At 73.9% G+C, this 10,553-nt stretch carries 11 protein-coding genes; 6 read left to right on the forward strand and 5 right to left on the reverse strand.

Annotated elements, in window-relative coordinates; all coding sequences use genetic code 11:
* Positions 1-53 precede the first annotated feature (53 nt).
* Positions 54-425 (reverse strand): hypothetical protein, encoded by a 372-nt coding sequence (locus ADY01_RS26655; protein WP_049578611.1) that lies wholly within the window; start codon positions 423-425, stop codon positions 54-56.
* A gap of 117 nt (positions 426-542) precedes the next feature.
* Between ADY01_RS26655 and ADY01_RS26660 the strand changes: the two genes are divergently transcribed.
* The 3 genes from ADY01_RS26660 to ADY01_RS26670 all read left to right on the forward strand — a co-directional run bounded on the left by ADY01_RS26660 (position 543) and on the right by ADY01_RS26670 (position 3,009).
* Positions 543-1,175: a TetR/AcrR family transcriptional regulator gene (locus tag ADY01_RS26660; RefSeq protein WP_049578613.1), complete on the forward strand. Its 633-nt coding sequence runs from the start codon at positions 543-545 to the stop codon at positions 1,173-1,175.
* A 91-nt stretch (positions 1,176-1,266) separates the two neighbouring features.
* Positions 1,267-2,004 (forward strand): histidine phosphatase family protein, encoded by a 738-nt coding sequence (locus tag ADY01_RS26665; RefSeq protein ID WP_107081832.1) that lies wholly within the window; start codon positions 1,267-1,269, stop codon positions 2,002-2,004.
* A gap of 78 nt (positions 2,005-2,082) precedes the next feature.
* A complete protein-coding gene (locus ADY01_RS26670) occupies positions 2,083-3,009 on the forward strand; it encodes a sulfotransferase domain-containing protein (RefSeq protein ID WP_049578614.1) in 927 nt (308 codons plus the stop codon).
* A 2-nt stretch (positions 3,010-3,011) separates the two neighbouring features.
* Here ADY01_RS26670 and ADY01_RS26675 read toward each other — a convergent pair whose 3' ends face one another.
* On the reverse strand, positions 3,012-3,896 hold the full coding sequence (locus tag ADY01_RS26675; protein ID WP_049578616.1) for an NAD(P)-dependent oxidoreductase: 885 nt from the start codon (positions 3,894-3,896) through the stop codon (positions 3,012-3,014).
* A gap of 94 nt (positions 3,897-3,990) precedes the next feature.
* On the opposite strand from ADY01_RS26675, the gene ADY01_RS26680 reads away from it, so the two are divergent.
* Positions 3,991-4,317: a winged helix-turn-helix transcriptional regulator gene (locus ADY01_RS26680; RefSeq protein WP_049578618.1), complete on the forward strand. Its 327-nt coding sequence runs from the start codon at positions 3,991-3,993 to the stop codon at positions 4,315-4,317.
* A gap of 88 nt (positions 4,318-4,405) precedes the next feature.
* A complete protein-coding gene (locus ADY01_RS26685; RefSeq protein WP_049578628.1) occupies positions 4,406-5,341 on the forward strand; it encodes a DUF389 domain-containing protein in 936 nt (311 codons plus the stop codon).
* Between the two features lie 166 nt (positions 5,342-5,507).
* Here ADY01_RS26685 and ADY01_RS26690 read toward each other — a convergent pair whose 3' ends face one another.
* The 3 genes from ADY01_RS26690 to ADY01_RS26700 are packed head-to-tail and all read right to left on the reverse strand — an operon-like array spanning position 5,508 to position 8,256.
* Complete coding sequence (locus ADY01_RS26690) at positions 5,508-6,383, reverse strand: glycosyltransferase family 2 protein (protein ID WP_049578621.1); 876 nt, start codon at positions 6,381-6,383, stop codon at positions 5,508-5,510.
* A 37-nt stretch (positions 6,384-6,420) separates the two neighbouring features.
* Complete coding sequence (locus tag ADY01_RS26695; protein WP_078900634.1) at positions 6,421-7,137, reverse strand: YesL family protein; 717 nt, start codon at positions 7,135-7,137, stop codon at positions 6,421-6,423.
* 30 nt (positions 7,138-7,167) lie between these two features.
* Positions 7,168-8,256, reverse strand: coding sequence for a LacI family DNA-binding transcriptional regulator (locus tag ADY01_RS26700; RefSeq protein ID WP_049578624.1), 1,089 nt, complete (start codon positions 8,254-8,256; stop codon positions 7,168-7,170).
* A gap of 199 nt (positions 8,257-8,455) precedes the next feature.
* Between ADY01_RS26700 and ADY01_RS26705 the strand changes: the two genes are divergently transcribed.
* On the forward strand, positions 8,456-10,444 hold the full coding sequence (locus ADY01_RS26705; RefSeq protein ID WP_078900635.1) for a glycoside hydrolase family 127 protein: 1,989 nt from the start codon (positions 8,456-8,458) through the stop codon (positions 10,442-10,444).
* Positions 10,445-10,553: the final 109 nt, after the last annotated feature.

Below are 10,553 nucleotides of genomic sequence, written 5' to 3' on the forward strand. Positions count from 1 at the left end.
ACCCACAACCCCCGGCACCCCCACCACCGTTCACCACCGCGAAGGAGACATGTTCAGGCGTGGGCGTTCGCCCGAGAGCTCCGGGCCTCGGCCCCGTTCTCGGTCGGGAGTCCGACGCGCCAGGCCAGCAGTACGGTCAAAGCGAGGGAGGTCAGCGCGAACAGCGTGACGCCGGGCCCGATGTCGCCGCGTTCCACATAGGAGAAGGCGGCGACCGCGAACACGCCGGATGCCATCCCGAACGCGGCGGTGAGGGCCGATGTCGCCTGGTCCCTTGGCAGTACGGCGGCGATCAGCAGGGCCAGGCCCACGATCAGGTCCGGGACGACGAACTCGCCGTCCACGTCGGTGATGACCAGATTGCCGAGCGTTCCCACGCCGATGAACACGGCTGCGCCTCGGCCGGCGGTCAGGGTGGAGGGCACTGTCGTTCTCCTTCGGTCGGCGACGGGGCACCACCGTTGTGGCCCCCACCGTGTCTACAGCGTAGACAAGCGAGGCGCCTCATGTCTACGTCGTAGACGCGATGTCAGAATGGAGCCATGGCCAAGACCCGTTTCCTCAACCCCGAGCTCATCGTCCGCACCGCGTTCGAGCTCGGGGACCGCGACGGCGCGGAGGCGATGTCGATGCGCCGCATCGCGTCGGAACTGGGCTGCGACCCCATGGCGCTCTACCGCCACTTCGCCAACCGCGAAGCCCTCCTCGACGCCGTCGCCGACCTGGCGTTCGCCGAAGTGGCCGCGCCCGACCCGGGGTTGCCGTGGGACGAGCGCATCGGGGCGACGGCCGAGTCCATCCGCGAGACCTCGCTGCGCCACCCCGGCATCGCGGCGCACATCGCCGCCCGGCCGCCGATGGGGCGGAACGGGCAGCGGATCGCCGTGGGCATGGTCGCGGCGCTCGCCTCGACGGGTCTGCCCCCGGCCACGGCGATCCAGTGCCTCCAGACGCTGGTGGCCTACCTCGCCTCGTCGCTGTCCATGGCGGTCAGGGCGGGCGCCCGCGACCAGCGCTGGGAGCAGGTGCGCGATGTGATGAACGGGCTGCCCGGGGCCACCGTCCCGGGCGACGAGCTGTTCGTCGTCGGGTCGGACGAGCAGTTCCGTTTCGGGCTGAGGCTGCTGATGGCCGGGATCAGGGCGGAGGTCGCCGCGGCCACCGGCACCGGCTGAGCGCCCTGCGCCCTGATCCCTCGTGCCCCGGGGACCCGCACCACCATTCGCCGACGCGAATCGCCTTCCCGGGCCGGGTAACGTGTCGCGCGTGGACGACGCCCTCGACGCCCCCTCGGCGACGCCTTGCCCGCGCGGTTCCCGCATCGCCGAGCTTCTTGCCGTCCGGCACGGCGAGAGCCTCGCCAACGTGCTGTTCGGGGAGGCGCGGCGGACCGGGAGCACCGAGCCGCCGCTGCCGCGCGGGCTCGCCGACGCCGATGTGCCGCTGTCCGAACGCGGCGAGCGCGAGGCCGCGGCGCTCGGGCGCTGGCTCGCCTCCCTCGCCCCCGGGCGCCGCCCGGGGACCGTCGTCTGCTCGCCCTACCTGCGCGCCCGCCAGACCTGGTCCGCCATGACCCGCGCCCTCGGCCCTCCGCTCGACACCCCGCCCCGTGTCCTGGTCGACGAACGGCTGCGCGACCGGGAGATGGGCCGGTACGAGCTGCACACCGAGGCCGCCCTGCGCGCGAGGGATCCGGAGGAGGCCGAACGCCGGGCGCGCGTCGGCGAGTGGCGCTACCGCCCGCCCGGCGGGGAGTCCCTGGCCGATGTCGCCCTCCGGGTCACCGCCCTGCTGGCCGACCTGAGCGACGCGGCGGCCGGGCACCGCGTCCTCGTGGTCGCCCACGACGCCGTGGTGGTCGCCCTGCGCCATGTCATCGAGGGCGTCGGCGCCCCGGTCCCCGCCGGGCTCCCGCCCGTCCCCACGGCCTCCGTCTCCCGCTGGACCGGCGACGGAACCCGCCTCACCCTCACCGACTTCGGCTCCACCGCGCACCTCCCCTGACCACCCCGACGCCCGGCGCGCGACGCTGAGTTGCCGTTCGATTGCATAAAGCCACAGGAGGCGGCGCAGACTTCACCCATGTCCACCCAGGCGGAAACACGGCGAGCACCCCATCGCACCTACCGCAGCTTCTTCCTCGACAGCACCCAGTGGCAGGGATTCGAGCCGCGCCCCGGCGACATCGTCATCTCCACCCCGCCCAAGGTGGGCACGACGTGGACCCAGCGCATCACCTCCGTGCTGGTGTTCCAGTCCACGCGCCTGCCCGCCACGCTCATGGAGATCAGTCCCTGGCTCGACTGCGTCTATGTCCCGGCCGAGGACATGCTGAGAACGCTGGAGCGCCAGGAACATCGCCGGTTCATCAAGACCCACCTGCCCATGGACGCCCTGCCCATCCACCCCGAGGTGTCCTACCTCGTCGTCGGCCGCGACCCACGCGACACCGCCATCTCCGCGCATAACCATGGCCAGGGCATGAACGGGATGGCCGGGATCCGGACCCACCTCACCGGCGAGGACGTGCACAGTCCCGTCCACCCCTCCGTTCCCCAGGACATCAGGGAGCACTGGCACGCGTACTTCACCAGGAGCGCGTTCCCCTGGGAGTCCGACGGCTGGCCGTTCAACTCACCGACCTACCACCTCCATTCGTGGTGGAGCCACCGCCACGAGCCCAACATCCTGTTCCTGCACTACCAGGACATGCTGGACGACCTCGACCGGCAGATGCGCCGCGTCAGCGCGTTCCTCGGCATCCCGGTCGACGAGGAGCTGTGGCCCGCGATGGTCGAGGCGTGCAGGTTCCGCGACATGAAGGCCGAGAGCCACCGCATCTTCGCCCCCGGCGCGATCTCCGCGGCGGTGGCCGCGTTCGAGTTCTTCCACAAGGGCAGGAACGGGCAGTGGCAATCCGTCCTCACCGACGAGGACCTGGCCCTCTACCGCGCCGCGATGGATCCCCTGCCCGACGACATGCGCGCGTGGCTCACCCGCAGCGCCTGACGCTACGGCCGGAGCAGCAGTTCCACCACGCCCGTGGTGTCCTCGTCCCCGTGCCCCTCCGCGAGGCGGCGCCGCATCAACGCCAGGTAGGGCGTCAGCAGTTCGGCGCTCACCCCCTGCTCCTCCGCCGTGCGCAGCAACGTTGCGCTGCCCGCCACCTGCATCTCCAGGTTGGAGACGACTCCCCGCGTGTAGTCGCCGCTCTCCAGCTGCTCCGCGGCCTGCCCCGCACTCCCGGCCATCGCCGTGAGCCACCCCGACAGCAGCGGAGCGAACGCGGTCGGCCTGACGTCCTCCTTCCGCAGCAGCGCGAAGGCGTGCGCCATGCCGGCGAACATCCCGGTCATCGCGCTCAGCAGCGCCACGTCGTGCAGCGCGGCGAGCCCGGCGTCCTCGCCGACGAACACCGTCCCGGCCGGGGCCGCGAGCGTCTCCCGTCGCGCCTCGAACAGCGCTCCGTCGCCGCTGTAGAAGACATAGCCACCGGCCTCGGGCACACCGATCATCGGAGGAACGGCCATGATCCCGCCGTCCAGGAAGCGCGCGCCGCGCTCCTTCGCCCACCCCGCCCGCGCGCGGGCCTCCGCGGGGGTGGAGGTGGTGAGGTTCACCAGGTCCCGGCCCGCCAGGTCGGCGCCGTCGAGGGCCGCGCCCACCGAGGCGTCGTCCAGCAGGCAGACCACGGTCAGTTCGTTCGCGGCCACCGCCTCGGCGGCCGTTCCCGCGACCGCCGCGCCCGCGGCGGCCAGCGGTTCCGCGCGGCCCGGGGTGCGGTTCCACACGGTGAGAGGGTGCCCGGCGTCGAGCCAGGTCTTCGCGAGCGCGGTGCCCATGGCGCCGAGCCCGAGCAGCGTGAGCGGAGGAGGTCCTACGGCGTTGTCGGTCATGCCGTTTAGGCTGGTCGCAGGCGCCGGGGCGGGCAAGAGCGCACTGTGAAGTGCGTGGTTTCCCCGGGGTGAGCGACCAGGCAGGAGGCTGTACATGGCGACGGTGCCCAGGGCCGGGGCCCACACCTGCGGAATCGACGCGGCGATGGAGGTGATCGGCGGCAAGTGGAAGGTGTCCATACTCTGGGTGCTCGACGAGCGCCCTCACCGGTTCGGCGAGCTGCGCAGGACGCTGCCCGGCGTGACCGAGAAGGTCCTCGCCTCGCACCTGCGCGAGCTGGAGCAGGACGGCATCGTGCACCGCGAGGTCCACGACGAGGTGCCACCCCGCGTCGTCTACTCCCTCACCGCCCTCGGCACCTCGCTCAACGCCGCCCTGTCCCCGCTGGGCGCCTGGGGCAGCGAACACCTCCTCACCTGAGCGGTCACCACGGTCACCACGGTCACCACGGCCCGCACGACACCGCACGACACCGCGCGGCGCGGATGGCTAGTCTCCGGGCATGCCCATGCTGCACCTGCGGATGATCACCCCCGCCGAACGGACCGACCCCGTCGTCGCGTTGCTGGAACGGACCGTGGGGACCGCGCATCTGGTGGTGGTCGCCGGGGCCGCGCGGGACCCGGTGGGAGACCTCGTGCTGTGCGACGTGGCGCGCGAGGCGGCCGACGCGTTGCTCAGCGAACTGCGCACGCTGGGGCTCTCGGACGACGGCGCGATCACGGTCGAGGACATCGACCTGTCGATCTCCTCGCGCTCCCTGCGCGCCGAGGAGGACGCCCCGGGCGAGGGCGTCGACGCCGTCCTGTGGGAGGCGATGGACGAGGCCACGCAGGGCGAGTCCCGGCTGACCGTGACCTACCTCGCCTTCCTCACCGTGGCGACCATGCTCGCCGCCTGCGGCATCATGCTCGACAGCGAGATCCTGCTCGTCGGCGCCATGGTCGTGGGACCCGAGTTCGGCCCCCTCGCCGGGGTCTGCACCAGCCTCGTGCTCCGCGCTCCCCGCCGCGCCGCCCGGCCCCTGGTCGCCCTGCTCGTCGGATTCCCGCTGGCGGCGCTGCTGACCGGTGCCTTCGCCCTGCTGATGACCTTCTTCGGGCTGTTCTCGGAGGAGATGTTCACCGAGCCGCACCCGGCCAGCCAGTTCGTCTGGCGGCCGGACGCGATGTCGTTCGTGGTGGCGATGCTCGCCGGGATCGTCGGCATCCTCTCCCTGACCTCGGCCAAGGCGGGCGCGCTGGTCGGGGTCGCCATCTCGGTGACAACGGTCCCGGCCGCCGGGCACGCCTCGCTGGCGTTCGCCTACGGCCACTTCGGCGACGCCAGGGGCTCGATGATCCAGCTCGGCGTCAACCTCGGCGGCATCCTCCTCGCCGGAGTCCTCACGCTCCTCGCCCAGAAGCTGTACTGGGCGAGGAAACGCCTCGTTCCCCGGGTCTGACCCCCACGGCCGCGTCACCGTCCCGGTCCCGGCCCCGGTCCTGGCCCCGCTCGTCGGTCTCGTCCCGCGCCCGTTCCGCGGGCGGCGCGGTCCCCGCCGGCACGCAGCCGGTCGCCCACCGCGTCCGGCGAGCGCCGTCGGAGGCGCCGGGGGAACGCGGGGCGGTTCAGATGACGGGTGGCCGTCCCAGCCGCGCCATCCGCCACACCGTGGCCCACCGCATCGGGCGGCGCGGCGGGCAGGGCGTGCGCAGGCCCTCGGCGAAGCCGCCGAACCACGCGCGCAACCCCGTGCGCGACCGCGCCCTGAGCACGGTCATCGCGGTCCAGGTGCCCAGGTAGAAGGGGACGAGCGGGGCGGGCAGGTGCCGTTTGGCCAGCCACACGCGGTTGCGGGCGACCATCCGGTGGAAGACCGCGTGCCTGGTCGGCGAGGTCCACGGGTGCTGGAGTACCAGCTCGGGCTCATAGAGCACCTGCCAGCCCGCGTCCAGCGCGCGCCACGCGAGGTCGGTCTCCTCGTGCGCGTAGAAGAACGGCTCCGGCCACCCGCCGATCTCGTCCAGCATCGCCATCGACAGCCCGTGCCCGCCGCCGAGGAACGTCGTCACCAGGCCGCCGCGCATCGGGTCCTTGGCGCGCAGCCGCGGAACGTGCCGCCGCGCCGTCCGCCCGCGCTCGTCCGCGATGCGGAAGCTCACGATGCCGAGCTTCGGTTCCCCCTCGTACAGATCCACCAGGCGGGTGAACACGTCCGGGCTGATCAGCAGCCCGTCGTCGTCCAGGTCCACCACCACGTCGACGTCCCCGAGGGAGCGGAGGGTGGCGAGGGCGACGTTCCGGCCGCCGGCGACGCCGAGGTTCTCCGCCAGCTCGACCCCGGTCACGCCGTCGGGGAGCGGGGGCAGCGGCGCGCCGTTGCCGACGACCACGATCCGGGAGGCGGGTGTGTCCTGCATCGCGACCGAACGGAGCAGGGCGGCCAGCTCCTCCGGACGATCGCCCATGGTGAGGATGGCGACGCCTACGCGCAAGTGACGCACAGATGAACACCGCCTTTCATGTGGGGGGCCACTGATGCTAGTCCCCGGGTGAGGCGGGCGCCGTGCGGGCCCCGCCCAGGCGCGTGGAGGCGTCGGCCGGGCGTACGGAGGCGCGGGCGGGCAGGCGGCCGAGCGCCCCCCGCGCCAGGCGGGCGCACACGGCCGCCAGCAGGGCCGCGACCAGCGGAATCGCCGGGGGCACCGCCAGCGCGAGGGCGGCGCCCGCACCCGTGAGGAGCCAGACGGCGAGGGTGGTCAGCGGGTTCGCGGCGGCCAGCAGGGCGGCGTTGCGCAGCAGCGCCACCGGGCCGTCGTCGGTCAGGGCGAGCAGCGGGAAGGCGAACGCGCCCGCGAGCGCCGTGGCCAGGCCGGGCAGTGCGGCGGCGGCGAACACGGCGGTCCGCAGCGGCGCGCCCTCGGCGCCCAGGGCGAACGAGACGTCCACCGCCACCAGCACCGCGCCCGCCCCGAGCGCGGCACCGACCGCGAGCCCGCGGGCGAACCGGGGGCGCAGCGCCTCCCAGAACGTCGCCAGCACCGGGGGCGACTGCCCGCGCGCCCAGCCGTCCGCCACCGCGAACAGAGCCGTGGTCGCGGCGGGCAGGGTGACCAGCGGCAGGCTCGCCACGGTCCACAGCAGCCCGGCCGCCACCAGGTCGGCGAGGCGGGTCAGGAGCCGGGCGAACCCGTTGTCCGCGACGTCGTCCATCCCGTTGTCCCCGTGGCCCCGGCGTCGTCCCCTGTTTCCGCGCATCGCGACCTCCTGAGTCCTACGCGCCGAGTCCTACGCGCCACCCGGCGCCGTCGGCGGGCCGGGCGCGGGCGGCACGACGCCCGCGTCCGGGACCACGCCCGTCGAGTCCCGGATCACCAGGCGGCAGGGCAGCGCCTCCACGCCCTGGGCCGGGCGGCCCTCGATGGCGGCCATCAGCCGCAGGGCCGCGGTGCGGCCCAGCTCGGCGAGGTTCATGTCCACCGTGGTGAGCGGCGGGCGGGTCGCCCCGGCCATGACCTCCCAGTTGTCATAGCCCGCGAGGGCCACGTCGTCCGGCACCCGGCGGCCCGACTCGCGCAGCGCGTCGGCCGCGCCGCGCGCGATCTGGTCGTTGCCGCAGAACAGCGCGTCCACCGACGGGTCGGCGCGCAGCGCCATATGGACGGCCTGGCGCCCCCACGCCTCGCTCCACTCACCGAACAGGGCCCGCCCGCCGGAGAGTTCGGCGCCGGCCTCGGCCAGCGCCCGCGCCGCGTGCTCGGCGCGCACCGAGGCCGCCGTGTGGTGCGCGGGCCCGGTGAGGTGGGCGACGCGCCGCCGCCCGGTGGCCAGCAGGTGTTCCACCACCAGGCGCGCCCCGCCCGCGTCGTCCGGCACCAGCGAGGCGTCCCCCGGATCGCTCGAAGGGCCGAGCGCGTAGACCACGGGAACGGGGGACGGCAGGGCCACCGGCGGGCGCGGGTCGGTGCGGCGCCCGGTCACGATCAGGCCGTCGATGCGCCGGTCCAGGAGGGTCCGCACATAGTGCTGTTCGCGGATCGAGTCGCCGCGCGTGTCACACAGGAACACCGAGATGCGCCCGGCGCCGAGCGCGTCCTCCGCGCCGAGCAGCACCGGAAGGCTGAACCGACCCACGCTGTCGGTGGTCAGCAGCCCCACCGTGAAGGTCCGCCCCGAAAGCAGGCTGCGCGCCGCCTCGTTGGGGCGGAAGTTGAGCTTGCCCGCCGCCTGGAGAACGCGTTCGCGCGTCTCGGGGCGCAGCCTGCCGCGCCCGTTGAGCGCCTTGGACGCGGTGCCCGGTGACACCCCGGCCAGCGCCGCCACATCGCTGATCGTGGCGGCGCGCCCCGGCGTGTCCCCCCGCGACGTCACCGTCATGGGAAACCCTTTGCCTCTACCGGTCTTCGAGGGGCGCTCCCCGCGCCCGGCCGACCATGATGCCATGGCCCGCACCGGCCAAGCCAGAGCGCGAAGCCTTGACGCCCCCGGGGGCCACTCCTAGCATCCCGGTCGGGAAATGCATTTCCCAAAGTTGCTCAACGGGCTTCACCTCCTGAATCTCCCCACGGAGTCGTGCATGACAGCCGTCCCGCCCGCCCCGCACTCCATCACCCCCGGCGCCAGCACCGGCACAAGCCCCGGCACCGGCCCCGTCCGCCTGGGGCCCGGCGCCCATGCCGCGCTCCGCCCCGATGTCCGCGCCACCATCGACGGCGGCTTCTGGGCCGAACGCCGCGGCGTCAACGCCGAGGTCAGCATCCCCCAGGGCCCCGACCGCCTCGCCGAATCGGGCGCCATCGAGAATCTGCGCCGCGCGGCGAGCCGTTCCACCGGCGGCTTCGAGGGCATGCCGTTCCAGGACTCCGACCTCCACAAGTGGCTCGAAGCCGCCGCCTGGCAGCTGGGCGATCCCGCCCTTCCCCCGGCTCGCGCCGCCGAACTCGCCGCGCGCGTCAGCGAGTTCGCCGAGCTGCTGGCCGCCGCCCAGGAGGACTCCGGATACCTCAACAGCTACTACCAGGTCGCCAAGCCCGACGTCCCCCACTTCACCGAGCTCCACTGGGGCCACGAGCTCTACACCGCCGGTCACCTCATCCAGGCCGCCGTCGCCCACCACCGCACCACCGGCAGCGGCGAACTCCTCGACGTCGCCCGGCGCTTCGCCGACCACATCGAGGCCAGCTCCCTCGACAGCGTCTGCGGTCACCCCGAGATCGAGACCGCGCTCGTCGAACTCGCCAGGGAGACCGGCGAGAGGCGCTACACCGAGCTCGCGCGGGGCTTCATCGACCGCCACGGCGGCGGCCTGCCCCCGCTGGACCGCCCCGGCATCGGCCGCCCCGGCTACTTCCAGGACCACGCCCCCGTCCGCGAGGTCACCGCCGTCACCGGCCACTCCGTCCGCCAGCTCTACCTCCTCGCCGGAGCCGCCGACGTCGCCACCGAGACCGGCGAACCCGAGCTGCGCGCCGCCGTCGAACGGCTCTGGACGGAGATGACCGCCCGGCAGACCTACCTCACCGGCGGCATCGGCGCCCACCACAAGGACGAGGCGTTCGGCCACCCCTACGAGCTGCCCAACGACCGCGCCTACACCGAGACCTGCGCCGCCATCGCCTCCGTGCAGTTCAGCTGGCGCATGGCCCTCCTCACCGGCGAGGCCAAGTACGGCGACCTGATCGAACGCACCCTCTACAACGGCGTGTTGTGCGGCGTCTCGCTGAGCGGCGACCGTTACCTCTACGACAACCCCCTGCACGTGCGCGACGGTCACGCCGAACAGGAGGGGGCGACGGAGCGCCGCGTCCCGTGGTTCCGCTGCGCCTGCTGCCCGCCCAACCTCATGCGGCTCTTCGCCTCCCTGCCCCACTACCTGGCGTCCGTCTCGCCCGACGGCGGCGAGCTCCAGATCCACCAGTACGCCACCGGCACCCTCGCCACCGGACCGACCGGCGCGCACGCCGAACGGGCCGTCACCGTGGAGACCGACTACCCGTGGGACGGCCGCGTCGCCGTCACCGTCGACCGCACCGGCGACACCCCCTGGACGCTCGCCCTGCGCGTCCCGCACTGGGCCGCCGACGGCGGCTGGACGCTGAACGGCGCGGAGAACGCGTCGTTCGGCGACGGCTGGCTGCGCGTCACCCGCACCTGGACCGCGGGCGAGACCGTCGTCCTCGACCTCGCCCTCGCCCCCCGCCTCACCCTCGCCGACCCCCGCGTGGACGCCGCCCGCGGCTGCGTCGCCATCGAACGCGGCCCGCTCGTCCACTGCGTCGAGTCACTCGACCACCCCGGCCTCGCCCTGGACGACCTCGTCCTGGACACCGGCGCGCCCCTCGCCACCGCGCCCCGCCCCGACCTCCTCGGCGGCGTCACCGTCGTCACCGCGACGGCCCGCACCCGCGCCCGCCCGGAGGCGGGCGGCTGGTGGCCCTACCGCCCCGCCGCCGACGGCACCCCGGCCCCGGCGGGCGACCCGGTCACCCTCACCGCCATCCCCTACTACGCCTGGGCCAACCGCGACAGCGGCGCCATGCGCGTCTGGCTCCCCACCGACGCCTGACAGCACGCACCCACGCACGCACGCACCCACGCACGCACGCACCACCCGCGCACCCACCCACCTCCCGACGCAGCGAGGTCGCCGTGGCACCACCGCACGTTCCCCGCCC

Origin of the sequence: Streptomyces sp. SBT349, from assembly GCF_001083795.1 — a bacterium.
Lineage (GTDB): Bacteria > Actinomycetota > Actinomycetes > Streptomycetales > Streptomycetaceae > Streptomyces.

Bases quoted from the DNA above. Each gene is read 5' to 3' on its own strand.
- ADY01_RS26660 (WP_049578613.1), top strand. From the start codon at position 543: ATGGCCAAGACCCGTTTCCTCAACCCCGAGCTCATCGTCCGCACCGCG.
- ADY01_RS26670 (WP_049578614.1), top strand. From the start codon at position 2,083: ATGTCCACCCAGGCGGAAACACGGCGAGCACCCCATCGCACCTACCGC.
- ADY01_RS26675 (WP_049578616.1), bottom strand. From the start codon at position 3,896: ATGACCGACAACGCCGTAGGACCTCCTCCGCTCACGCTGCTCGGGCTC.
- ADY01_RS26680 (WP_049578618.1), top strand. From the start codon at position 3,991: ATGGCGACGGTGCCCAGGGCCGGGGCCCACACCTGCGGAATCGACGCG.
- ADY01_RS26685 (WP_049578628.1), top strand. From the start codon at position 4,406: ATGCTGCACCTGCGGATGATCACCCCCGCCGAACGGACCGACCCCGTC.
- ADY01_RS26695 (WP_078900634.1), bottom strand. From the start codon at position 7,137: ATGCGCGGAAACAGGGGACGACGCCGGGGCCACGGGGACAACGGGATG.
- ADY01_RS26700 (WP_049578624.1), bottom strand. From the start codon at position 8,256: ATGACGGTGACGTCGCGGGGGGACACGCCGGGGCGCGCCGCCACGATC.
- ADY01_RS26705 (WP_078900635.1), top strand. From the start codon at position 8,456: ATGACAGCCGTCCCGCCCGCCCCGCACTCCATCACCCCCGGCGCCAGC.